21 protein-coding genes and 2 pseudogenes are annotated in these 25,047 nt (G+C 49.1%); 14 read left to right on the top strand and 9 right to left on the bottom strand.

Features of this window, described 5'->3' with window-relative positions:
* The first annotated feature begins 12 nt into the window (after positions 1 to 12).
* The 4 genes and pseudogenes from IPL71_RS17840 to fabL all read left to right on the top strand — a co-directional run bounded on the left by IPL71_RS17840 (position 13) and on the right by fabL (position 4,526).
* Positions 13 to 2,502 (top strand): Npt1/Npt2 family nucleotide transporter, encoded by a 2,490-nt coding sequence (locus IPL71_RS17840; protein ID WP_345323958.1) that lies wholly within the window; start codon positions 13 to 15, stop codon positions 2,500 to 2,502.
* A 151-nt stretch (positions 2,503 to 2,653) separates the two neighbouring features.
* Positions 2,654 to 3,100, top strand: a complete 447-nt coding sequence (locus tag IPL71_RS17835; RefSeq protein ID WP_345323956.1) for a cyclic nucleotide-binding domain-containing protein — start codon at positions 2,654 to 2,656, stop codon at positions 3,098 to 3,100.
* A 29-nt stretch (positions 3,101 to 3,129) separates the two neighbouring features.
* Positions 3,130 to 3,636 (top strand): DUF309 domain-containing protein, encoded by a 507-nt coding sequence (locus tag IPL71_RS17830; RefSeq protein WP_345323954.1) that lies wholly within the window; start codon positions 3,130 to 3,132, stop codon positions 3,634 to 3,636.
* 118 nt (positions 3,637 to 3,754) lie between these two features.
* Positions 3,755 to 4,526 (top strand): annotated as a pseudogene (gene fabL / locus IPL71_RS17825) (enoyl-[acyl-carrier-protein] reductase FabL).
* Between the two features lie 177 nt (positions 4,527 to 4,703).
* Here the strand turns inward: fabL and IPL71_RS17820 are convergent.
* The 7 genes from IPL71_RS17820 to IPL71_RS17790 form a co-directional block, all read right to left on the bottom strand.
* A complete protein-coding gene (locus tag IPL71_RS17820) occupies positions 4,704 to 4,967 on the bottom strand; it encodes a hypothetical protein (RefSeq protein WP_345323952.1) in 264 nt (87 codons plus the stop codon).
* Positions 4,964 to 6,367, bottom strand: coding sequence for a CapA family protein (locus IPL71_RS17815; RefSeq protein WP_345323950.1), 1,404 nt, complete (start codon positions 6,365 to 6,367; stop codon positions 4,964 to 4,966). The genes IPL71_RS17820 and IPL71_RS17815 overlap by 4 nt, the downstream gene beginning before the upstream one ends.
* A 155-nt stretch (positions 6,368 to 6,522) precedes the next feature.
* Positions 6,523 to 7,398: a CapA family protein gene (locus IPL71_RS17810; RefSeq protein ID WP_345324212.1), complete on the bottom strand. Its 876-nt coding sequence runs from the start codon at positions 7,396 to 7,398 to the stop codon at positions 6,523 to 6,525.
* Positions 7,399 to 7,598: 200 nt separating this feature from the next.
* On the bottom strand, positions 7,599 to 8,348 hold the full coding sequence (locus IPL71_RS17805; RefSeq protein ID WP_345323948.1) for a hypothetical protein: 750 nt from the start codon (positions 8,346 to 8,348) through the stop codon (positions 7,599 to 7,601).
* Between the two features lie 62 nt (positions 8,349 to 8,410).
* Entirely contained in the window at positions 8,411 to 9,526 is a 1,116-nt protein-coding gene (gene menC, locus IPL71_RS17800) for an o-succinylbenzoate synthase (RefSeq protein WP_345323946.1), read from the bottom strand.
* Positions 9,527 to 9,688: 162 nt separating this feature from the next.
* Positions 9,689 to 10,219: a zinc ribbon domain-containing protein gene (locus IPL71_RS17795; RefSeq protein ID WP_345323944.1), complete on the bottom strand. Its 531-nt coding sequence runs from the start codon at positions 10,217 to 10,219 to the stop codon at positions 9,689 to 9,691.
* Between the two features lie 64 nt (positions 10,220 to 10,283).
* Complete coding sequence (locus IPL71_RS17790) at positions 10,284 to 11,579, bottom strand: DUF3048 domain-containing protein (protein ID WP_345323942.1); 1,296 nt, start codon at positions 11,577 to 11,579, stop codon at positions 10,284 to 10,286.
* A 71-nt stretch (positions 11,580 to 11,650) separates the two neighbouring features.
* On the opposite strand from IPL71_RS17790, the gene IPL71_RS17785 reads away from it, so the two are divergent.
* From IPL71_RS17785 to IPL71_RS17745, 9 genes are all read left to right on the top strand, one after another.
* Positions 11,651 to 13,201, top strand: coding sequence for a hypothetical protein (locus tag IPL71_RS17785; protein ID WP_345323940.1), 1,551 nt, complete (start codon positions 11,651 to 11,653; stop codon positions 13,199 to 13,201).
* Between the two features lies 1 nt (position 13,202).
* Positions 13,203 to 13,820: a hypothetical protein gene (locus IPL71_RS17780; protein WP_345323938.1), complete on the top strand. Its 618-nt coding sequence runs from the start codon at positions 13,203 to 13,205 to the stop codon at positions 13,818 to 13,820.
* The gene (locus tag IPL71_RS17775; protein ID WP_345323936.1) at positions 13,817 to 15,214 is read left to right on the top strand and encodes a proton-conducting transporter transmembrane domain-containing protein; all 1,398 of its coding nucleotides are present in this window, start codon (positions 13,817 to 13,819) and stop codon (positions 15,212 to 15,214) included. Before IPL71_RS17780 ends, IPL71_RS17775 begins: the two co-directional genes overlap by 4 nt.
* A 54-nt stretch (positions 15,215 to 15,268) precedes the next feature.
* On the top strand, positions 15,269 to 16,465 hold the full coding sequence (locus tag IPL71_RS17770) for a hypothetical protein (protein WP_345323934.1): 1,197 nt from the start codon (positions 15,269 to 15,271) through the stop codon (positions 16,463 to 16,465).
* 80 nt (positions 16,466 to 16,545) lie between these two features.
* Complete coding sequence (selB, locus tag IPL71_RS17765) at positions 16,546 to 18,270, top strand: selenocysteine-specific translation elongation factor (RefSeq protein WP_345323932.1); 1,725 nt, start codon at positions 16,546 to 16,548, stop codon at positions 18,268 to 18,270.
* Between the two features lies 1 nt (position 18,271).
* Complete coding sequence (locus IPL71_RS17760) at positions 18,272 to 18,439, top strand: SelB domain-containing protein (RefSeq protein WP_345323930.1); 168 nt, start codon at positions 18,272 to 18,274, stop codon at positions 18,437 to 18,439.
* Positions 18,440 to 18,446: 7 nt separating this feature from the next.
* Positions 18,447 to 18,632: a hypothetical protein gene (locus IPL71_RS17755; protein WP_345323928.1), complete on the top strand. Its 186-nt coding sequence runs from the start codon at positions 18,447 to 18,449 to the stop codon at positions 18,630 to 18,632.
* 236 nt (positions 18,633 to 18,868) lie between these two features.
* Positions 18,869 to 21,397, top strand: a complete 2,529-nt coding sequence (locus tag IPL71_RS17750; protein WP_345323926.1) for a PAS domain-containing protein — start codon at positions 18,869 to 18,871, stop codon at positions 21,395 to 21,397.
* A gap of 32 nt (positions 21,398 to 21,429) precedes the next feature.
* The gene (locus IPL71_RS17745) at positions 21,430 to 22,098 is read left to right on the top strand and encodes an SOS response-associated peptidase (protein ID WP_345323924.1); all 669 of its coding nucleotides are present in this window, start codon (positions 21,430 to 21,432) and stop codon (positions 22,096 to 22,098) included.
* A 14-nt stretch (positions 22,099 to 22,112) separates the two neighbouring features.
* Here the strand turns inward: IPL71_RS17745 and priA are convergent, their stop codons facing one another.
* The gene (gene priA / locus IPL71_RS17740) at positions 22,113 to 24,329 is read right to left on the bottom strand and encodes a replication restart helicase PriA (protein WP_345323922.1); all 2,217 of its coding nucleotides are present in this window, start codon (positions 24,327 to 24,329) and stop codon (positions 22,113 to 22,115) included.
* 6 nt (positions 24,330 to 24,335) lie between these two features.
* Positions 24,336 to 24,574: pseudogene (locus IPL71_RS26125) on the bottom strand (primosomal protein N' family DNA-binding protein); the annotation flags it as partial.
* Positions 24,575 to 24,617: 43 nt separating this feature from the next.
* Here IPL71_RS26125 and IPL71_RS17735 point away from each other — a divergent pair.
* Positions 24,618 to 25,047, top strand: a 430-nt coding sequence (locus tag IPL71_RS17735; RefSeq protein ID WP_345323920.1) for a hypothetical protein, incomplete at its 3' end; no start/stop codon positions are given.

Raw genomic sequence — 25,047 nt, 5'->3', positions numbered from 1 at the left:
AATGAAAGCTGCATGTTATACTACCGAACCTCTCCGAATATGCAGACACGAATAGACGCCATACTCAACATCCGCCCTGAAGAACGCCGCACGGTCTATCTCATGCTGGCGCAATATTTTTTCATGGGCGCAGCCATGCTCTTCGCGCAAACTGCATCCATGCCATTGTTTCTAACCTATTGGGATGTATCTGCAATCCCATTTACCTACATCGGCATTGCCGTGATCGTTTCGACCATCACCGCAATTTTTCTAAAAATTTCAGAACGTGTTTCACTCGCGCGCTGGTTGTGGCTGACGATGGTTTTTCTGGTACTCGTTACCCTCGGTTTTCGTTTCGGTCTTGCCGCCGCCCCCTCAAAAGCGCTCGCACTCTTCCTCCCCATCTGGACTCAAACTCTCATTAATTTAGCCGTGCTCGCCTTCTGGACTCTCGCATCAGATATTTTTGATGTGCGGCAGGGCAAAAGATTATTTGGCTTGCTCAATGCGGGTTCATGGTTTTCGTATGTGGTAGCAGGACCTTTCTCGGGAACCATTGCAAAATCACTTGGCACAGAGAATCTTTACATCATCATCGCTGCCTGTCTTTTTATTGCGCTTTTATTTCAAAGCGCGATTCTGCGCGGCATGAAAAAACCATCAATACAAAATACTGATGCGCGCACACCGGAACAACCTCCCACAAGCGCACTGTTTCGCAATCGCTATATTCTATTGGTCTTCGCTCTGGCAGCATTATGGCGCGTGGCCTACTTCGTCATGGACGCCATCTTTTATGGCATGACCTCCATTCAATTTCCCAACGCGGCAGATAACGCGGGCTTCATCGGTAATTTTTTCAGCATGGTGGGGTTGCTCGGATTTCTAACAGACACTTTTCTGACAGGCCGCATCATCAGCAAATTTGGATTATGGGCTGGACTCTTAACCACGCCCATCGTCTTGATCGCATCCATGAGCGGATTTGCCAGCGTGGGCATCTTCGCATCTTCCTGGACTTTGGGCCTGTTCTGGTTTGCAATAGCAGGAAAATTTAACAATGAGGGACTCGGCTTCACCTTAGACCAGTCAGCGTCCTCCATCCTTTATCAACCGATAACAGATGCACTGCGCCCGAAGGCGCGCGCCATTGGCGAAGGAATCATCCAGCCTGCGGCAATCGGCATCGCGGGGCTATTACTGGCCTTGCTCTCAAATGGATTAAAACTCGACACCATTCAACTTTCATTTGTTTATATCGTGCTTGCGATTGCATGGCTTGTATTAAGTATTATTCTGGCGAACGCATATCCCAAACAACTTGTAGAAGCCATCAACAAGCGGCGTTTCAAACGTGAAGAACTGATCAATATCGAAGAGATCAACAGCGAGATCTTATTCAAAGGGCTATCGAGCCAGCACGATGGGACTGTGATCTATTCGCTTGACCTGCTTGAAGAACTTAATCACCCAAATTTAAAGAGTGAGTTGATCAATTTATTGGGACATGCCTCTTCCAGTGTGCGTGTTTCAGTGTTGGAAAAGATCGAACGCATCAAACCACAGCAGGCGCGTAAAAGCCTTGTGGAGCATATTCCGCAGGAAAATATCCCCAATAACCGCCGCGCGGCTGTGCAGGCTTTCTCGGCCTTATCTGCCGATGACATTAATCTCATTCTGCCGTATTTGAATTCAAACAATGAAGCGAATACCTTCGGCGCGTTGGTGGGATTGTTGAAATACGGCGGTGAAGACGGTCTTTCCATCTCAAAAGAAAAACTGGAGAAACTGGCTGGTCACCCCTTGCCTGCCAAACGTCTGCTTGCGGCGCAAACGCTGAGAAGATTTGGCTCGCAGGGATTTGAAAGCCTGCTTGAAAAACTACTGGATGATCCTGAAATCAAAGTTCGGCGTGAGGCTTTGTTGGCGGCGGGAACAGGCAAACAAAATACGAACTGGTTTAAAGTGATCAACGCGATGAAAAATCCGTCTACACGGGCGCAGGCGGGGCAGGCGTTGGAGATGGGCGGCGAAGCGTCGCTGCCGTTTATTGCGATAATACTCACGCAAACCGATTTTTCCAAAGCAGCGTTAAGAAAACTGATCCATGTCTGCGGAAATATTCGCGGCGCGTCTGTGATCGCGATGCTTGAGCCGCATATCGGTCACACAGATTCGGACTTGCGCGAAGCTGTGCTCGCGGCTTTGGCGGAATGCGGCTACAGGGCTGATCCTGTCAACGGGCAGAGTCAGGCTCAGGTTAAGTATGAAACGGAACATGTACGGATGTTGTATTCTGCGCTGCGGGAGATCGAATCAAAAGACGAGATGAATCTACTGGCGCAGGCAATCCGCATTGAGATTTATCATGCGCGTGAAAGACTTTTTCATTTGCTGAGTTTTATGTATGACCGCAAAGCGGTGACCAATGCACGGCGTGTAATTCTGCGCAAAGACGCGGCTAAGGTTCCGTATGCAATTGAGACGTTGGATACAATTTTGCCGCGTGATATAAGTTAATTATGCTTCCGCTGGCTGAAGAACTTTCGGCAGTGGAAGCATGCAAGCGTTTGGGAATTTCTGAAAAGTTTCGATGCAGGAATTGGCGGAGCAGTCACAGGGCTGGCTTGCAATTTGCGTGCATGCGCTGATAAAGAATGGAGATATAAAAATGCATTCAACTGTTGAAAAAGTTTTGATCCTGAGATCGGTTAATTTATTCAAGTCTACACCGGATGATGCATTGGCCGAGTTAAGCGAATTGCTGACGGAGATGGAAATGCCGGCGGGTAAAAATATCGTTGAAAAAGGCGAGCAGGGCAATAGTATGTTTATTATCGTCAGCGGAAAAGTGGCGGTGATGGATGGTGAACGTGTGTTGAATACGCTTGGCGAACGCGCTGTCTTTGGCGAACTGGCATTGCTCGATACCGAGCCGCGCACTGCGACGATCCGCGCGCTGGAAGATACGCTGGTGTTTAGACTCGATCAGGAGCCGTTCTACGAGTTGATGTCTGATCGGGTGGAAGTGGCGATGGGCACGATCCAAATGTTGACAGGAAATTTGCGCGCACGGGTACGGGAAGTCATTGATCTGCGGGAAGAACTAGGGAAGTAGAGCAAAGGATGAAGGCAGAAGGATGAAGGATGAATATTTTAGATTGTGATGGTGTGTTACATCCGAAGGCGATTGAGGGGTTGAAGTTATTTAATCAGAAAAAGTTTTTTGAGACACATGAAGAATTGGAAGATGCGTGGCGTGATGAGACGGGGGAGATTCGTAAGTTGTATCAGGGAATTTTGCAAATTGCGGTGGCCTATCTGCACATCACCCGTGGAAATTATCCAGGCGCACTCAAGGTGTATGAGCGGGGCATGAAATGGCTAACGCCGTGGCCTGATCTTTGCCGGGGCGTGGATGTGGGACAATTGAAAAAAGATGCAAACAAGGTAATAGTGGAAGTGAAACGATTAGGCGCGGAAAATATCGGCAGATTTAATCCCATGTTGTTCCAGCCCGTTCAATGGAATGAAAAGAAAATTTGGATCTGTGATAAATGCGGCAGTGAAATGCACGAAAAAAGCTGCAAGGTAAGTTGTCCGAATTGTGGAAACAGGTTTGATTGCTCTGATTTGAATATTTATTTTGATTGAGTACAATGAGTCTGTATAAAATTAACCACGAAGTCTCTACACTTGCACCGCGCTGCTGGTGCAGGGTAGGTGAGACACGAAGCCACAAAGTTTTTTGTGTTTAGAAAAGGAATTAACAATGTTATTTGAAAACAAAATCGCACTTGTAACCGGCTCCGGCCGTGGGATTGGACGCGCCATTGCCCTGCATTTCGCACAGCATGGCGCGGATGTGGTGATTAACTTCTTCCGCAATCGCGCTCCAGCCGAAGAGACTGCACGTGAGGTGGAGAAACTCGGCCGCCGCGCCTTGCTAATCAAAGCAGACGTGGGCGATCTCGATGATCTAAACCGCATGTTCGATGAAGTGGACAGGGAATTTCATAAGCTGGATATTTTCATCCACAATGCGGCTTCGGGCTATAACCGTCCGGCGATGGAACAGAAACCCAAAGGCTGGGATTGGACCATGAATATCAATGCGCGCGCTTTATTATTTTCTGCACAACGCGCGGCGGCGCTCATGGAAAAACACGGCAATGGAAAGATCGTCAGCATTTCGAGCGCAGGCTCCACGCGTGTACTGCCTGATTATGTGGTGGTCGGTGCAAGCAAAGCGGCACTGGAATCACTCACCCGCTATCTGGGCGTGGAACTGATCTCAAAGGGCATCAATGTCAACGCGGTGTCGCCTGGCGTGGTGGAGACCGATGCGCTGAATCATTTCGCTTCGATGGGAAATCAGGATAACATCCTGCAAAATTTTATTGCACAAGTCCCCGCTGGAAGATTAATCACTCCTGAAGAAGTGGCGGAAGTGGTCGCCTTTTTATGTTCTCCTGCGGCGGCCATGATCGTAGGGGCAGACAATTATTGTAGATGGTGGATACACGCTGCCGATCTCAAAATAATTATGAATTAAAAAAGTGCCGCCGCTAGGATGAGGGGGGCATCCTAACGACGACATACACATTATACATGAAAAAATAATTCTGGCAACTCCAAAATTTATCGGTTTTCTAAAAGCCACAAAATAAATGGCGTGAAGAAATCTTTAAAAATTTAAATTCCGAGCATACCGCCAAAACCTACGGCAGCACAATCGGAGTTAAAGTCACCGTTGGCTGTGGAATGACAGTCGGCGGCACAGGCATCCATCCGCTCAGGTTGAAATATTCAGTCAGGAAGGGTACGCGTTCAGCCTCGGTCATCGGGCGCGGCGTGGAATAATCCTCCATCATAGCGGTCAGCAATTCCACGCCAAGATAATGGCCGTCATAAAAAACATGGCGGTCAATGAATTCACGGCGTGTGCCATCAATTACTTTTCCATCGGGGAGAATATAAGTCATCTGGTCGAAGAAAAAATTTCCAGCCCGTAATGAATAAATGCATCGCCGCGAAATTCCATGATATGCGGAAAATGCGCCTGACTGCCGCTGACCACTACCGCCCCCGCATCAGCCACGCTATGAAATCCATCTTCATGCAGATAACACGGCATGGGCGAATAACATTCATTATGTTGAAACGTAAAAATAACCATATAACCCTGCGCGCTCAATTCACGAATCTGATCTCCAAAAAATTGATAATCACATTCGGCAGGCCCGGGTGTGGTGTCAGTTGCTTTTTGAAAAATAACGGGCTTTCCATTACAACCCATGAAAGCGATCTTGTTGCCGTTCACTTCCATCAATACCGGCTTGCGCGCATCTTCGGCATTTACTCCGCCGCCATAATAAGGTAAATTATTTTCATCATACATCGCAAGCGTATCGAGCAAGGCCGTACCGCCGCGATCCAAAAGATGATCACCAGACATCTCCACCACATCCGTGCCTACGTCCAACAGCAGTTCCATGTACTTTGGGTCACTGCACAAGATCAGGCTGGTATATCCCGAGCGCGGATACGGGCAGGTCTTATCGAATGTCACCTCATTGCTGATATGCGCCACGTCCGCTTCACGCAGCCAATCCCCCACCAAAGAACCGGGATAGGTAATTCCCTTTAATTCCATGGTCACCGCAGTGGCGCGCACAATGGCGGTCACACCGGTTAACACCACCGTCGCAAGTTTTGATGCATCACGATTTGATTCAGGCAACACAAATGATTCAGAATTCGATAAAGCAAAATTTATTTTCAATGGATATGTATCTGCGTTGAAATCCTTGCGCATCGGAGATTGACCATCTACGCTTAATACTTTCCATTTGGGCTGGATGTCTTCAAAGGGGATGATCGCCCACGCAGACTCTGCCCACGCTGTATCCAGCATCTGCTCAGACGAAACGACTCGCACCACGCCGGAAGCTGGCTCGCCCCACAGGGCAGTGAACGCCCTCAGCGTGGATTCTGCCAATAGAACGCTGTGCCCGCTAAACGGTCCGCTTGAACCGCTTTTCCAGGCGGCGGATAAATCTTGAAGGGTCACGTCATCTGTTACGGTAGCGAATGGCGCGACGAGGGCATAAATCCAGATAGTGCCGGAGTCAGAAATATCCAGTTTTTGTGTGGCGAGCGCGGGATCATTCGTCAGCGGAATATTTGATGCGTTTGCAAGTTCAACCAGATGTGCAGGGACGGCAGGGCTGACCCACAGCGCGTCAGGCATGGGTGTGCTGGTGACCGTTGCACTCGGCAGCGGCGATGGCGACGGAGCAGCGGTGCTGACCGGCTGCACCGTTGCGGGGGCGCAGGCGGCAAGAATGACAATGCAAATTAAAGTAAGTGTAATTTTTTTCATAGACAAGTCTCAATGAGTTGAATGGGCAGACTGTGCATTCTACCAAAAATAAAATGGACGCTCAAGAGCGTCCATTTTGCACGAAGTAAAACTAATTATAACGCAGCGGAATGTCTCGCATTAATCTGCGCGGCCAATGTAGTTTGAGCGGTCTGCTATTGTCCGGCTTGCAGAAAGTCCCAGCCGCTTTCAGCGAAATACAAACTCAGGAATTTTGCTCGCTCGGCGTCGGTCATAAACCGTGGACGCGCGTAATCTTCAAGATAAGCTGTCACCAATTCCACGCCAAGGTATTTGCCGTCATAAAAAACATGGCGGTCAAGAAATTCCTTTTGCGTAAAGTCGGGACCTTTTTTTGCCATCTGGTCAAAAAATAAATTTCCCAAGCCATAATGAATAAACGCATCCGCGCGGAATTCCATCGTCTGCGGCACATGCGCCTGACTGCCGCTCACGACCACTGCGCCTGCATCTGCCATGACACGGAAATCGATCTCCTGCTGCGGACGTGCTTCAGGGGTATCAAACTCATGATATTGGAAGGTGGAGATGGGCAAATATCCCTGTGTGCGGTAATAGGCGATTTGTTCGGTCATGTAGTCAAAGTCACATTTTACAGAGCCGGGAATATTCTCTCTGGCGCTGGCGTAAATATCCTTGTAGTTACAGCCAATGAACATGATCTTGTTGCCGTTCACTTCCATCAACAATGGCTTGCGTCCATCTTCCACATTGTAGCCGCCGCCATAATAAGGCATGTTGTATTCTTTATAAATATCAAGAGTTTGATACATGGCTTCCACGCCGTAGTCGGCAAAGTGATCGCCTGATAACTCCACCACATCGGTGCCGATATCGGTCAGAAGCTGCATGTAACGCGGCGCACTGCAAAAAACCTGCTTGACCTGGTTTGGGTCAGGGTTGGGGCAGCCCTGATAAAAAGGTACTTCATTATTAACATGGGTAATATCTGCTTCGAGCAAAATATCGCGTAATACTTCGCCGGGATACAGGATGCCTTTTACATCCATCGTGCGTGCTGTGGCGCGAACCAGAGCAGTGACGCCGGTCAAAATGACGGTGGTCAGTTTGGCTGAGTCACGATTTTGGAAAGAGAGTTCAATATCACCGGGCACCTGACATGGATTAACGCACATCAAACGATAAGTCGCCATCAACGGGTAGATCAACGGATCGAATTTCTTTTGAATTGGCGATTGGCCGTCTACCATCAATACTTTCCATTTTGGCTGGATCTGGTCAAATGGGATGATGGCCCAGGCCGGCATTTGACTCCATGCAGTATCCAGCAATTGATCGGCGGGAACAACCTGCACCGCGCCTGATGCGGGAGGCCCCATAAAGCAGTAAAAGTCATCAGTGTGGATTCTTCCATCATAAGCGGCACACCGGCAAACGGTCCGAAGTTTGAACCGCCCCATGAGGAGAGCAATTCCTGAGTTGAAATATTATCGGTCAAAGTAGGGAAAGGCGCCACGAGCGCATACGTCCACGTGGAAACATGCATCGCACCCTGGGCGGGCTGGGCGATGTCAATATATAAATTTGCAGAAGACTGATCAGCAGCCAGAACTTGAAACCCCCAACGTTGGATCATTTCACGCAAAAGCGCGGGCGTGGCGGGGCTGGCCCAAATCTGTGCGGCGTTCAATACCACCGGCGTTGGCACTGTGGTGGGCGGCATTGGCGTGATGGTGGGTGCAAGTGTGGGAATGATGGGCGCTTGAAATGTAGCGGAGGCGGTGGCGACCACCACTGTCGGCGGTGGCGGAGGCGCGCCCCATAACGAAGGCTGACAGGCAACCAGTGAAAGAATGCTGATCGAAATAACACTCAACCGTTTTGCTTTACGACTGTTCTTTTTCAACGTGCGCGAAAAAAACGATTCCATTTGGGAAAGAATGGAATGAAAAATATTTTTGGGATCGGGTAAAAAATAAAAAATACGAGGCGTCTTCATGCCTCGTATTATATGGAGCAAGTGTCTTTTGATTCAGTATAACTTCAATACAATTTTATTTATTATGATTTTGCAACGAATGAAAGTTCAAGAAGCGTAAAATCCTTCAACGCTTTTTCATTGATCGTCACACCCAGCCCTGCGCCGCCCGGCACATCAATCGTGGAATCTGCATTCAACACAAAACGCTCATTGGTGATATCGCGCGCATAATAACGATCAGAAGCCGAGACATCCCCCGGCAGCACAAAATTCGGCAGTGAAGCCAGTGCAAGATTCGATGCACGTCCCACACCCGTTTCCAACATGCCGCCGCACCAGACCGGTAATTTATTTTCAAGGCAAAGATCATGCACCATCACCGCCTGGCTCAACCCGCCAACTCTGGCCGCTTTGATATTGATCACGCGGCAGGCTTTCATTTCGATCGCATAACGCGCATGACGCGGCGAGACAATACTTTCATCCAGACAAATGGGAGTTTCAAATTGTTCCTGCATTTTATGATGATCCCAAATATCATCTTCAAACAAAGGCTGTTCGATCAAAAGCAGATTAAGTTTATCGAGCGGCTTGAGGGTTTGCATATCATTCAATGAATACGCAGAGTTCGCATCCACTTGCAGACGCAGATTCGGGAAAGCCTGACGAACGGCAGACGCATCTTCAACATCTCTGCCCGGTTTGATCTTGATCTTCACCCGCGCATATCCCTGCTTAACAAAATGCGCCGCGGTTCGTACCAAACTTTGAGCTGATTCTTGAATCCCGAGCGAGACTCCCACTTCAACTTTTTCACGCACGCCGCCAAACAACTCGTGCAATGATTTACCTGCACGCTTGCCAAGCAAATCCCACAAAGCCATTTCCACGCCGGCCTTTGCAAGGTGGTGTCCACGGATTCTGGAAACGCGTTCCTGAAAATCTGCCGCGTCTTTTACATCTGTCCCGAGAATCAGAGGCACAATGAAATCCTTAAGAATATGCATGGCAGTGCCGGTGGTCTCGTAGTTATAACCGGGGTCGCGTGACGGTACACATTCGCCATAGCCAATGAGTCCCTCGGATTTAATGATTACCAAAATACATTCGCGGTCTGTCTCGCGCCCGAAGGAAGTCTCAAACGGGGCAACGAGCGGCATGGAGATATGGTGCAGTGTGATCGATTCAAGTTTCATTTTTTATATTCCTCTTTAAACACAAAGGAAATCATTTTTATTTGATCTCCTTCATGTGATTGAATATTAGAGTACAAAAAAATTTAACCAGAGATGAACAGAGATAAAAAAAGATGTTTCGTCTGTGATCGCTGTGGTAAAAAGCCTTTAAGAAACACCTTCTCAGGATGCAGAATCGACCTTTACATCAGATTGATCGTCACCCATCTTGAGACCGCGTAGAGCATCATCCATTCCTGTGGATTCGAGTCTCATCCCCAGCGCGGGCGTTCCGCAAAATGGACAGATATTCCAGGATAGATCCATAAATTTGGCGCAGTTATGACAGGACTTTTTTAATTTGGTATGACAGTTCGGGCAGACCTGCCAATCCTCTTTTACGCGCCGTTCACAACCGGGGCAAAGCGGAAGGTCTTCCAACGCCTGAAGCAGGGCTTCCTCTTCCAATGTGCGTTGGTATTCCTCCTCCAACGTGCGCGGCGGACGCAAAATAAGATAAACCAATACACCGGGCAAATTCAAAACAGCCACGAGCAGAGCTGCGAGTGTCTGCACCAATGGATCGCGGGCGCGGGCGCGAATATCACGATACGTCCACACCACAAGGCTGATCCACAACGCGGCAAGAAATGCGCCGCCGAATGCGGTCAGCACAAGAGTTAAACTGCTTAGAAAAACAGGGTCAAAGGTCATAAGGACTCCGCGCGTATTGGGATGAAGTTATTTTAATCCATTATCCAGGTTAAGGCCTGACAGGTTATGGAGTTTTGAAAACAAAATGCCAGTCTTCGCCATCCTGGGTATATGTGGACGTGGTGCCCATCACCTGATAGAAGGTCCGCCCGGGGCGCAGGTAAATCGGATTGCCTGTGAGAGAAGTTAATAAAAGGGGTTCATTCACATCTGTACGATTCCAGTAGGCAGGGATCGCTTTCCCATCCCGAAAGACATAAGCGTTTCCAAAATCAAGCAGATCAATGTTATAGACCTGATCTTCGGCATTGAATTGATTGGCAAATGTGTGCGGCACAAATAACATAACCACATTATCGGCTGTGACGGGCAGACCGGTTTGCGCATCGGTCAGTGCGGCATACGCTTCGGGCTTTTTATTGACCATGTCATTCGCTTCCTGATAGCGGAAGTATTTATGAGTGGCGGGGTCATAATCCCAATAACTGTAGTTATATATTGAGTATAAAGAGAATATCTGTTTTGCTTCCAGAACGCTTTCAGGAACTTTCTCTGTAAAAAAACCGCCGCGCAGGGATTGTGGTGAATTATCCAAACTTTTTTTTATTGCACAGGCCGCCCATTTCGTTGTGTTGAAAAAAATATTATTATAGATCTCACGGTCATAAGGGCCGGTCACAAACGGCGGACAGGTTCCCGCGCCCGGCACAACCAGAAATTCATTCAATGTACTTTCTTTCAGGTAGGAATATTCACGCGGGTCGGCAAATTTAAAGACAAGGAAGGCATCATACATGCGCGCCACGTGCTCATCAAAATATCGCCCCGAACGGACAGGACCCACCAGCGTGGATTCATTCCCATAGAATACGGCGATAAAACGGGTGTCGCCCCATTCAATATAATATTCATATACAACATCGGCCAATGACAACCCAGATTGTGGGCGGACGTAATCAGGTGAATTGGCGATCTTGATCACCATTGGCCTTCGGTCAAGTAAGGTCGGGTCGCTGACAGGCAAACCGGTTAAAGGATTGTTGATGTTGAGCGAGTTGAACCCGTCTCCTGCGAGGCCTGATGAAGGCGCAACTTCAATGGGTGTGGGCAATTCATCCGCGATCACATAATGGGTTGGGTAAGGCGTGAATGTCGGCTCGGGCTGCGGGGTGGTGAGCAGATCATAGGGATTGGCAGATGCTTCAGATTGAGGTTGAAAAGGCGTGGGCGTAGGGAACGCTGAAAGAATCGCTGAGACAGGCGTGGAGGTTGCGGGAGAAGCGCAGGCGACTGTCAGTAAAACCGTTAAAATCCAAAAGATGTTTTTTAGCCGCGTTAACCGGCCATGTCTAAAAGTCATAAATTTGATTGTACCAAAAGCAAAAGGCCCAAAGTGACGCGGCAATAAAACTGATACAATTGTTATCTCCCATGTTAATCATAGTCTCTTGTTTGCTCTTTTTTGTGACCGCGCTGGCATTGATGGTGCTGCTCATAACCCAGCCGAATGCACGCTATGCGTGGCTGGTGGCGGTGGGCGGCGGAACGCTGGCGCTGGTTAGTGTTTTCATTTGGCTGGCGCAAATGCCGTTTGACCTTGCGCTGCCTGCCTGGAAGCCGCTCACATTATTTTTAAATCCAATTTCATTTCGCGCAGACGGGCTTTCATGGCCTTTTGCGGTGAGTATTTCCGCGCTGACCCTGACAATATTACTCACGGTTGTTTCTCAACCTGCGTTTACAAATTCCTATACCTGGGCTAGCACACTCGCACTGGGCGGGCTTGGTATTCTGGCAGTAACTGCCAATAATCCGCTGACATTGTTATTGATCTGGAGCGCGCTGGATATTACCGAACTCATCACCCAATTACGATCTGTGAATGGGGCGGCAAATAACGAAAAAGTTGTAACTTCTTTTTCAACCCGCGCCTTTGGAAGCTTTTTATTACTATGGGCCAACATTGTCAGCATTGCGGCGGGAAGCACATTTAATTTTCAATCCATTGCTTCGGGTTCGGGTCTATATCTGGTGATTGCGGCAGGGTTACGGTTGGGCGTGCTGCCCTTGCATCTGCCTTACTCATCTGAATCCACAGTACGGCGCGGCTTTGGCACGGCACTGCGATTAATTTCGGCGGCATCGAGTCTGGTGTTACTTTCGCACGTTCCGGCTGGAAGTCTAAGCTCAGCGTTCACCCCGTTCCTAACCACACTTGGCATCATGGCCGCGATTTATGGCGGCTGGATGTGGCTGCGCGCACCCGACGAATTAACAGGCCGCCCATATTGGATCATTAGTTTGGCGGCACTCTCCATCATCTCGGCCCTTAGTGGAAATCCATTAGGCGTGGTAGCCTGGGGATGTGCGCTTGTACTCGTTGGCGGCGCGCTCTTTTTATCTTCAGTGCAAAATATCTGGCTAAACCGCGCCCTGCTGGTTGGCGTGTGGAGTCTTTCATCCTTGCCTTTCTCACTAACAGCCAGCGCATGGCTTGGCAATTTAGGTTTCTTTATTCCATTTGTGATCGTGGCGCAAGCACTATTGATCGCGGGATTTGTCCGTCATGCGCTGCGTCCCGGCGGACGTGACTCGCTGGATACACAGGAAAGTTGGACGCGCTCAGTATATCCAGCCGGAATTATTTTGCTGGTAGCACTTCAACTTGTATTGGGATGGATCGGCTGGGACGGAGCGCTGCAAGTCGGCGCCTGGCTGCAAGCCATCATCGCTTCGCTCCTGACCTTTGGCCTGGTTTGGGCGACACCGCGTTTTCGCATCCTCAACCCGATCCGCGCTCACTGGGTCAGTTCCACGATCTCACGCATGGACAATGCCTATCAAGGTTTGTGGGCCATCTATCGTCTACTTGCCAGAATCAGCACAGCCATTATTACAACTCTTGAAGGCGAAAGCGGAATCATGTGGACGTTACTCTTTATCATTTTATTTGTTTCACTAATAACTCAGGGAGTACGATAGGATGTTCATTGAAATCGTCTCCTGGATCGCCGTAGCACTGATCGTAGCAACATCCACAGCCATGCTGATCAATCGTGACTGGCGTGTAAGCCTGGGCGCGCTTGCGGTGCAATATATCGCTGCATTCTGGCTGGTGACACGTCACCTGCCTTTTGTGATGGGCTCCGCAAAACTGGTTACCGGCTGGATGGTCGTCGCCGCGCTCGGTATGACGCGCTTAGGCTTGTCGCATATTGAAGAGGAAAACGAAGAAACCTTCTGGCCGCGTGGAAGATGGTTCCGAATGATCTTAATCGCCATTGTTACACTGGTTGCCGCAGGGTCGACACCACGCATCGAAGCGGCAATTCCCGGCCTCGGTTTGCAGGTGATCGCAGGCAGTTTGATTCTGATCGGCGCGGGAGTCGTCCACCTGGGGGTGACATCCAACTTGTTACGTGTGATCCTCGGTCTACTCACCATGCTGACCGGTTTTGAAATCTTATACGCTGCCATCGAAAGTTCCATTCTGGTTGCGGGCTTACTGGCCGTAACCAATTTAGGATTGGGCATTGTCGGCTCCTATTTATTGATCGCCGGGGTCTACCCACCTGATTCAGAAGATGAGGAAACCGCATGAGCGCGCCCATCCTATGGATCCTTGTCCCCTTTGCGACAGGCGTTTTGATCTTATTGTTTTTACGTGAAGAGCGCGCACCGGTGACAGGCGGAGTGGTTGCTGCAATTCTTTCACTCACCGCTCTGATCATCCCGATTGACATTGCACAATTATTGGGGCCGGTCTCCTTTAAGATTTCATCAACCATTCAATTCTTTGGGCGTAGTTTTGCCTTGCATACCGCAGACGGGCCTTTGCTGGCGATCATCTACGGATTGGCCGCGTTATGGTTCTTTGGTACACAGGCTTCTGGAACAAAAAACAGATTCGTTTCAATCGGATTAATGATCGTGGCATTATTAACCGCCTCGATCGCTGTGGAACCTTTCCTCTTCGCCGCGCTTCTGCTCGAAATGGCAGCCATGCTGGTCATCCCGCTGCTTGTTCTTCCGTATCAAAAACCCGGGCGGGGCGTGGTGCGTTTTCTGATCTACCAAACCCTTGCCATGCCGTTCATTTTATTTTCAGGGTGGATGCTTGCAGGTGTTGAAGCCAGCCCCGGTGACCTGGGCACAACGACACAAGCCGGAACCATGCTCGGACTGGGATTTGCCTTTTTGCTCGGAGTCTTTCCGCTCTACAACTGGATTCCGATGTTGATGGAAGAAGCCTCGCCTTATGTAACCGGCTTCCTGCTTTGGGCATTACCTACTTTCACGGTCATATTTGCACTTGGCTTTTTAGACCGCTACACATGGCTGCGTACTTCACCCCAGCTCTCAAATGCCATTATATTTGCCGGGGTATTTATGGTGGCAAGCGGCGGAATTTTCGCATCTTTACAGCGGCATCTTGGGCGCATCATGGGCTATGCCGCCATCGCAGAAACAGGCCTGCTGATACTCGCCATGAGTCTGAAATCCACTGAAGTGGTCAACGTCACGTTTCTGCTGCTCGTTCCGCGCGGATTGGAATTAGCCGTGTGGGCTCTGGCGCTCTCGATCATTAAACGCAAAGCCTATTCATTACGCTTCAGCGAAGTACAAGGGCTGGCACGCAGTTACCCCATCGCAGTTGCCGCCCTCATCTTCGCGCATCTTTCAGTGGCAGGGTTTCCATTACTGGCTGGCTTTCCGGCGCGTATCGCCTTATGGCAGGAACTGGCAGGTCAATCGCTTACAATTTCCTTCTGGGCCTTTGCAGGTTTATTCGGTCTGCTGATCGCAGCAATTCGCACACTCGCAGTTTTTGTGATGGCAGAGGAAAACAAACCCTGGGAGTTAAACGAATCCTGGGTACAAAGCGCCATGCTCGGGCTGGGTGTGATCGGGTTATTCATCCTCGGTACGTTTCCGCAGATCTTACAACTTTTCATTTCCAACCTGCCCACCCTGTTCGATCATCTGGGACAGTAAGCCGGCGTGCTATAATTTAACGCATCTATTTCCCCACAAATATCGGAGAACAACATGGAATTTGAACAAATCATCAAGCGACTCGAATGGCTGGATAAACAGCAACGCGAAAACAAGGATTCTCTTGCCGCGTTAAGTGAGCGTTTGAATTCCTTCGAGACCTCGGTCAACGTGGTTTCAAAACAGATCAAAACCATCAGCAAGCAAATCACAGATATCACGCCCGCCACAAAACGTGTGGAACAATTTGAAGCGATGATCACCCGTCAACGCAACGACATCATCAAGATCATTGAAGATAACGACAAGGCACACACACGCAGCGAACGCGAAATCGCCAAACAGCATCAACCTGAACTGCTTGAGATCAACAAAACCCTGTCGCAATTAAAAACCACCACCACCACCAGCCTGACAGAATTTAAAAAACAACTAAAAGAACGCGGCGACGAAATACAACGCATGAAAGATAATGTGAGCGATTTTAAAACACACGTCGACGAAGCCACCCGCTCAAACGAAGATGTACTTCATGCATTAAAAGCCACAGAAGAAACACGCAAGAATGACCTCAAACGTGTTACCGATATTCAAGGCGAAATGACCTCCATCCGCAAACGCGTGGACGAAAACCGCGACAAATATATTGTCCATGCTGACAGTTTGCGAAATATCGAAAATCGTTTTACAGACCTGATCGCATCTGAATTGGAGCGCAAACAAGCACAGACCGCCTTCCTTGAACAGCAAGCCATCGCGCAAATAGACCGCGACCACGCCTGGAAACAATGGAAGGAAAAATACGAAGCCTTTCAAAAAGAAGCCGCAAATTTGGATGGACACGTACAAAGCCTGGATGAAGCCCTGCGCGGCGCCAAGAAAGCCCAGGAAACCTACCTCGAACTCAACACAAAACTTGAACGCCGCATCAACGAAGTGACCGAAATGCAGCGCCTGACAGAAGACCGGCTCAGACAGGAATGGGTCAGTTTCAAAGCCGACGACCAAAAACGCTGGACAGGTTACAGCCTTTCCTCTGAAGAATCATTCCGCGAGATCCGCAAGGATGTGCAAAAAACTGAAGGCCGCATCACCCCGCTCGACGACGCACTGCAAGTCCTGCAAGATCAAATGCACCAGACCACAGATGCAACCGAAAAAGAATTACAGGAACTGATGAACGTTGTACATGAATGGATGACCTCCTATCAGCGCATCATGGGGCATGGCAAAAAGACGGCCAAAAAGTAGAGAAAAAAATCCGCAGAAAATTTTCTGCGGATTTTTTTTCTTAATGCCTGTTTACAATAACTTTGTGGTTAAATAGGGACATGAGAGTTATCGGCACAGCAGGTCACGTAGATCACGGGAAATCCACATTAATTGCAGCGCTCACGGGCACACACCCTGACCGCCTCAAAGAAGAACAAGCGCGTGAGATGACCATTGAACTTGGCTTCGGCTGGCTCACCCTGCCCAACGGCGAAGAAGTGGGCATCGTCGATGTCCCCGGCCATCGTGATTTTATTGAAAATATGCTATCAGGCATTGGGGGCATCGACGCCGCATTATTGGTCATCGCCGCCGACGAAGGCGTCATGCCCCAAACCAAAGAACATCTTGCGATATTAGACTTATTACAGATTCCCGCTGGATTAATCGTTCTGACAAAAACAGACATCGCATCAGATTCAACCTGGCTTGATCTTTTGGAAGCAGACATTCGTGGTGCTGTGAGTGACACCGTCCTGCGCGACGCACCCATCGTGAGAGTCTCTGCCAAAACCAAAACAGGACTCGAAACCCTCATCACCACCCTCAGCAAAATCCTTGAAGAGAAACCGGCACGACTCGACCTGAACCGTCCGCGACTGCCGATTGACCGCGTCTTCAGCATGAGCGGATTCGGCACCGTGGTAACCGGCACTCTCAGCGACGGTCATCTCTCTGTCGGCGATGAAGTGGAAATTTTGCCCGCCGGTTTAAAAGGCAGAATCAGAGGGCTGCAAACTCACACGAAGAAAGAAGAAACCGCTGTGCTTGGTTCACGCACCGCTGTAAATATTTCAGGTGTAGACACAGAATCGATCAAACGTGGCGAAGTGATCGTCCATCCGAATCAATATCAAGCCACCCGCAGAGTCGATGCAAGTTTTCGTTTGCTCAAAGATGCATCCGCTGCCATCAAACATGGCGACGAAGTAAAGTTTTTTGTGGGCGCGAGTGAAACCATCGCCACATTGCGCCTGCTGGGCGTGGAAGAACTCAACGCGGGCGAAGAAGCCTGGATCCAACTTGAACTGCGCGATCCCGTGGTCACAGTGCGCGGAGACCGCTATATATTGCGCCGCCCCTCCCCCAGTGAAACACTTGGCGGCGGGAGCATCATTGACCACCAACCCAAAGGCAGACACAAACGATTCGATGAAAGTGTGCTCAAGTCACTTGAATCACTCATGCAAGGCACTCCCGAAGAAGTTTTATTCGAAGCCGCGCTTGCGCTTAATATCGCGGGCATAAAAGATGTGACGGCGAAATCCCGTCTGGAAGCATCCAACGCGCAAGATGCGCTTAATGCGTTACTGCAAAATGGTCAATTGGTTGCGCTCGAAGCGGGCGAGGCAAAAACAACCAGTGACATGTTGATCGTTGCACTGCCCCACTGGAATACATTAAGTGAAAAAATTTCGGCGACCCTTGAGGCTTACCACAGGCAGTTTCCATTGAGGCGCGGCATTCCGCGTGAAGAGTTGAAGAGCAAATTAAAACTCGCGGCGCGTGTGTTCAATAGTGTCATTCACAAACTGGCGGTCGATCACGCGATCACTGAGTATTCGATCTGGCTGGCAAAAACCAACCATGAGATAAAGTTCAATGGGGCAGACCAGCTCAAAGTTAAAGAATTGATGCGAAAGTTTGAAAAGAATCCGTATGCCACGCGGAGCGTCAAGGAATGTCAATCTGAGGCGGGGGAGGAAGTCCTGAATGCCTTGATCGAGCTGGGCGAATTGATCACCGTTTCACAGGATGTCATCTTCCGCAAAAGATTACGATGAAATGACGGGAAGGATCCGCGCTGAGTTAAAGAAAAATGGACTGATCACGCTGGGCGAAACGCGTGATATGCTCAACACCACAAGAAAATATGTTCAGGCATTATTGGAACATTTGGATTCGATCGGTGTCACCCAGCGCGAAGGGGATGCCAGAAAATTAAGAGGGTAAATTATTTATGTTTATTTTTTTAAAGAAAATGCTGGCACCGCCTGTTTTCAACGATGATGAAAAAACACACCACGCATATTTGCTTCACACGATCCTGTGGGGACTGATCTTTGTGCCCATTCCTTATGTTTCTTATACCCTGCTCAAAACGCCTGAGTTTACTGCGCGCTTTGACGCAAGGTATTATTGGTGAAGCGATCAATTTTTTTCTTTTATTCCTTTTACACCGCGGATATGTCTACGCGGCTTCGATGATTCAGATCAGTTCATTTTGGTTCTTCTTTACGATTTCTGCTGTGACAGGTGGAGGCGTGCATGGGGAGGCTTATTTATTAGGGTATCCGCTTGTGATTGTGATCGCCGGCATATTAGCCAGCGGAAGAGTCACATTTTGCGATCACCGCCCTGTCACTGATCGCGGGCGGGGCAATGGTCTACGCGGAAGCACAGGAAAAATTAGTATTTGCCGCTCCGGGAAGTTCCATGTCGATTTGGGTGATAAGCCTTGCCATTTTTCCGATGGGGATGATCCTGCAATATTTATCCAGGAACACGGTGGAAAAAATATTGCGTCGCGCGCACGCAAGCGAGGAAAAATATCGTTTAATATCGCAGGTCAGTTCGGATTACACCTTTACCACTGAAGTACAAAAAAACGGTGAGGCGGGATTAAGCTGGGTGGCAGGTGCGTTTGAAAAGATGACCGGCTACACCTATGAGGAGTATCTCGCCAGCGGCAGTTGGCTGGCGCATGTTCATCCTGATGATCGCGAAAAAGATGCGCAGGATATGGAAAGCCTTCATAAGAATCAGGATATCAAATCAGAAATCCGCACGTTTACAAAGAATGGAGAGATACGCTGGGAGCAAATCTTTGCTCATCCAATTTGGGATGAAAAAGAAAACAGGTTGATCGGGATCTACGGCGCGGTGCGGGATATTACCGAGCAAAAAAAAATGGAAGCAACGCTGGCGCACGAACGCGATCTCCTGCAAATCTTTCTGGATAATATTCCCGATACTGTATATTTCAAAGATGTCGAGTCGCGCTTTGTACGCATTAATCAGGCACAAGCCAGATTCTTAAAAGTCGACAATCCACGGGATGTCATCGGCAAAACCGATCTCGATTTTCAAAACTCCAAACTGGCGCAGGAATTCATGGCGGAGGAAAAACAGATCATAGAAACCGGTCAGGCGATTTTGAATCGGATTGAATTTAATCCGACCGATGATGGAAAACCGCGCTGGCTCTCCGCCACCAAAGTACCCGTGAAAGATTCCTCGGGGCTTGTCATCGGAACCATTGGCATTTCACGCGATGTTACCGAGCAGAAAGAATCACAGGAAAAATTACAGAAAATTTTTCTGCAACAAGCGGCAATTCTGAACAATATTCCGGATATGGCGTGGTTAAAAGATAAAGACAGCCGCTATATTGCGGTCAACGAACAATTTGTTAAAACCGTTGGAATGCAAATGGATGAAATTCCCGGTAAAACTGATTTCGATATCTGGCAGGAAAGTTTTGCCAAAAAGTATCGCGGAGATGATCTGCTCGTCATGCAAACCCGTCAACGCAAAACTGATGAAGAATTCCAGGTTGACAGCAACGGCAGAACATACTGGGTGGAAACTACAAAGACTCCCATCCTCAATGAGAATGGAGAAGTGATCGGCACAACAGGTATTGCGCGTGAAATTACCGAACGCAAAAATGCCCAGGAAATTGAACAACGCCGGCGCATCATGCTTGAAAAGGTAGTCCAACTCGGCAAACGCGTGACCGAGTCCAACGATCTGCGCTCAACGATCAAAAAAATCTGGCATGGCGTGCATGACGATCTGGAATTTGACCGGCTGGCGATCTTCCTGTATAACGCTGAACGAAACACGATGGATGATACGATCGGCACAAACAACAAAGGACAGATCGTGGAGCATTGGGATATTTCATTCCCGATCGGAGCCACATTCGCCACCTTACTACAAAACCCCGATGGCGTATATTTCACAAATAACTATGACGTGGAAAACAATGTCGCAACCGGAGATGAAATGTATGGCGTTAAAGATTTTGTGGCCGTCGCCGCCTGGGCAGGAGATAAACCTGTAGCCGTCATTTGTGCCGATAACAACATCACAAAACGCCTTATCACAGCAGACCAGTTGGAAGCCCTGCGCTTATTCGGCGGCTACGCAGGTCTTGCCATCGAAAACGCGCGCCTTAATTCCGCGCTGCAAGGCGAGCTATCCCAACGCAAAAATTTCATCGTGGAACTCGAAGCAAAGAATGCCGAACTCGAGCGTTTCACATATACCGTCTCGCACGATCTCAAATCACCACTGGTCACCATCAGAGGTTTTCTCGGCTACCTTGAACGGGACGCACAGGAGGGAGATTTTCAAAAATTCAGACGGGATGTTTCCCGCATTGAAACCGCGGTCGAAAAAATGCAGAATTTACTGCAAGACCTGCTCGACCTTTCACGCATCGGACGATTGATAAACCCGCCGGTTGAAGTCTCGTTCAATGAGATCGTTAAAGATGCGCTTGAGGCCGTATATGGACAGATCCAGGCGAAAAATGTACAGATCGAATATGAAAGTAATACCCTCACCCTAAAATGTGACCGGGTTCGCATGGTGGAGGTATTTCAAAACCTGATCGATAACGCCATAAAATTTATGGGCGACCAGCCCCGTCCACGCATAGAAATTGGAACGAGCAGAAACGAACAGAACCAGACCATATTTTATGTAAAAGACAACGGCATTGGCGTTGCGCCTCAATTTCACGAAAATATATTTGGCCTGTTTAACAAGCTTGATACCAACAGCAGCGGCACAGGCATTGGTCTCGCACTGGTAAAAAGAATCATCGAAATCCACGGCGGGCACATCTGGATAGAATCACAAATTAATAAAGGCACAATTTTTTATTTCATATTGCAGTAAATTTAGCTCGCTCATTTAAAAGGAGAATACTCATGTGCGGAAGATTTACCCTTACTGTTGACCCCGCAGAATTAAAAGACGCATTTGGCGATTTTATATTCCCAACTCAATTCGCACCGCGCTTTAATATCGCCCCATCGCAGCCTGTCCTCGCCATCCCCAATGACGGAAAAAACAAGGCGGATTTTTTTCTATGGGGACTGATTCCCTCCTGGGCAAAAGACCCCGGCATTGCCAATAAACTCATCAACGCGCGCGGTGAAACCGTCGCCGAAAAACCGTCCTTTCGCGGCAGTTTCAAATACAAACGCTGTCTGATCCTAACCGACGGTTTTTACGAATGGAAAGCCGGCGAAGGAATAAAAACAAAAACGCCATACTTCATCCACATGAAAGACCATCAGCCATTTGCCTTCGCAGGGCTGTGGGATGAATGGCATTCGCCCGACGGCAATACGCTCCGCACCTGCACCATCATCACTACCGAACCAAATGAATTAATGTCGACTCTGCACAATCGCATGCCTGTCATTCTGGACAAACAAGATTACGGGGCCTGGTTAGACGCCGCGCCTCAAACGCCCGAACGCCTGATGCCGCTCATTCAACCTTTTCCAGCCGACAGAATGTCCGCGCACCCCGTTTCAACATTCGTCAACAGTCCGAGCAATGACCGCCCCGAATGTATTTTGCCCGCATAACAATCCACTTACATTTACAACAAACTGATCGGGTCTATTTCAATTCGCCAATCGGTTAGTTTTATATCGCGCAACAACGCAGCCGGATCGGGACTGCGGACGATAATTTGCCAGCGATACAGGCCATCCACTTTTGCGAAAAAAGATGGGACGGGGCCAATGATCTCCGTTTGATGACGAGCCTCCGCTTCGATCTTAACCTTGAGCCTGTTCGCTGTTTTCTGTGACTCTTCCTCCGCTTTGAGCATGTCAGCGTGGCGATACTCCAGCCGCGCGAGTCTCGTGTAAGGCGGATAATTCAACTGCTTGCGATAATTTAATTCCTGTGCATAAAATCCATTGACATCATGTTGTGACGCCGCTTGAATTGCGTAATGCTCAGGCATGAAAGTTTGCATAATCACTTTGCCGCCCAAAGACGAGCGCCCCGCGCGGCCTGCAACCTGTGTGAGGGTTTGAAATACTTTTTCACTGGCAAAGGGATCAGGCAGACCAAGCCCCACATCTGCAAGTACAATGCCCACCAACGTAACCAGCGGAAGGTCAAGTCCCTTGGCGAGCATTTGCGTACCGACCAACACATCGGCCTGATGATTGGCGAAGTGCGTCAGGATCATTTCGTGCGCGTCTTTTTGGCGCGTAGTGTCCCAGTCCCAACGTAAGGTGCGGACATTGGGAAACATGGCCTGCACTTCTTCTTCCACTTTTTCACTGCCCAATCCGAAAGCGCGGATATTCTTCCCGTTACAACTCGGACAGGTCTTCGGCATTTGGCGCGTGTAATTGCAGTGATGGCAGAATAACGTCGAAGGTTGCACGTTCAACGTTAAACGTTCAACGTGCAACGTCAGCGGGGTTTCGCAGTTGGGACATTTCACCACGTAGCCACAGTCACGGCAAAAGACATACGAAGCTGTGCCGCGCCGATTAAGAAAGAGGATGGCCTGTTCGCCGCGTGAAATTGTCTCGGCTAAAGATTCAGCCAGTGCGCGAGAGAAAATTCCACGGTTACCGGTTTTGAGTTCTTCACGCATGTCTATAATTTGAACGGGCGGTAAACCGGTTTCAACAATACGGCGCGGCAGATCTAATTTTATAAGTTGTTTATTTTCGGCTTTGAATCTTTGTTCAACAGTGGGCGTGGCCGAACCCAGGACGCACACCGCTCCGCACAAACGTGCATATTCCTGAGCAGCAGTGACAGCGTTATAGTACGGCGGCTCAGATTGATAATAAGAGCCATCGTGACACTCATCCACAACGATCAAGCCAACATTCGGCAATGGACTAAACAGCGCCGAACGTGCGCCAATAATGACTTTTAATTTTCCAGAACGCGCGCGCCGCCATGTATCGTAGCGCTCTCCTTCTGACAGCTTCGAGTGGACGAGTCCCACCTGGCCGGGGAAGCGTGAAAGGAAACGGCGCACCGCTTGCGGGGTCAACGCGATCTCGGGCACGAGGATAATGGCTTGCTTGCCACGTTTGATGGCCTCTTCTGCAGCGCACAGGTATATTTCGGTTTTGCCAGAGCCGGTGACGCCATGGAGGAGGAAGGATGAAGGATGAAGGATGAAGGATGAAAAAGATTCTAAAATTTGATTTAGTGCAAAAGATTGTTCTGATGTGAGTTCTAGGCCTTGTGTACCTGTTTCCCTATTTACCTGTCTTCCTATGTTTTCGAGCGGGTCGCGGAAAATTTCGCTTTCAAACAAGCGGATCAGTCCGCGTTCTTCGAGTTCCTGTAGATCGGCGAGATTGCAGCCGGTTTCAGCATAGACCCATGAAAGATTAATGGCTTCAGGCTGTTGGATTAAGAATCGAAGCGCGGCCTGACGACGTGCCAGTGTTTGCTTTGTGCCGAGGCTTGGCATTTCTGCTTCCGCTTCTTCTGGCGGAACTGATAGCTGGGCAACACGTAGGAATTTTGGTCTGACCCGTGGAGCAGGCAAAACATGCTTCGATAAAAGAATTCCTTTTTTAACAAGAACAGAGGCCGTCTTGCGCCAGTCCACTTTTGAGAAGTGTGAGTCAATTTGACGTCCGCGCAATGCGCCGCGCTGTTGCAGTAAATCAAGCAAACGACGATGGACAATTGACGGTTGGCCATCTTGCGTGGTCTGCGGTCTACCGTCTACGGTCTGGTAGAGTACATCCGCCTGTTGACTCAGTCCCACGGGCAGCATAAGGCTGACGATGGATGCGAGCGGGCTGAGGGTAGAGTCAGCCAATAGGATCGCCAGAGCAAGCTGGGGTTGAGTCAGAACCGGTGCAGGGTCGAGCAGGTCAATGATCGGTTTGGGATTCTCTACGGCAGGAGAATCAGGCAGGCTTACGATAATCCCTGCACCATTTGATTCCCAAATGGCACTGTTACCAGACAGCCGGCTTGGATCTGAGGAGCGAGTTCAGCGGGGACGGAATAATCGTAGAGGTTTGAAATTGCAGAAACGTTAACAGCGACACGGACAAACATTGTGCGATTATAATGTTTTACAGGATAAAAAACGGAGGCTGATATGGCGATGACAATAATGATTTTAGGCGGGGTCGTGATTTTGGTTTTGGTGGGATTGCTGGCTTTTATGTTCATGCGAGCAAATGAAGTGAACCTAACCGGCAAGACGAACGAAAAACCGGTATGGATGCACTCTCTTCCGCCGCAGGAAACGATCGACGCCACGCTCGCTGACAATGAAGGGATCACTTCTTTCGATCACGACGCGGGCGAGAAACTTGCCGCGCCATTCGCTGAGCAGATCGAAGATATTCTGCGCGCGAAACTGGAAAGCGATCCGTTCAATAAGTTTAATATTGATCTGGGAACTGCGAAGGATGGTTCACTGGATATTTGGGTAAATGGAAAGAAATATGCAAGCGTTGACGAACTGCCTGATGAAGGATTAAAGCGGGCTTTTCAAGATGCAGTGAATAAGTGGAATAATAGTA

The organism is Candidatus Villigracilis proximus (assembly GCF_016717045.1).
GTDB lineage: Bacteria > Chloroflexota > Anaerolineae > Anaerolineales > Villigracilaceae > Villigracilis > Villigracilis proximus.
This window is presented reverse-complemented; position numbering and strand designations above follow the sequence as displayed.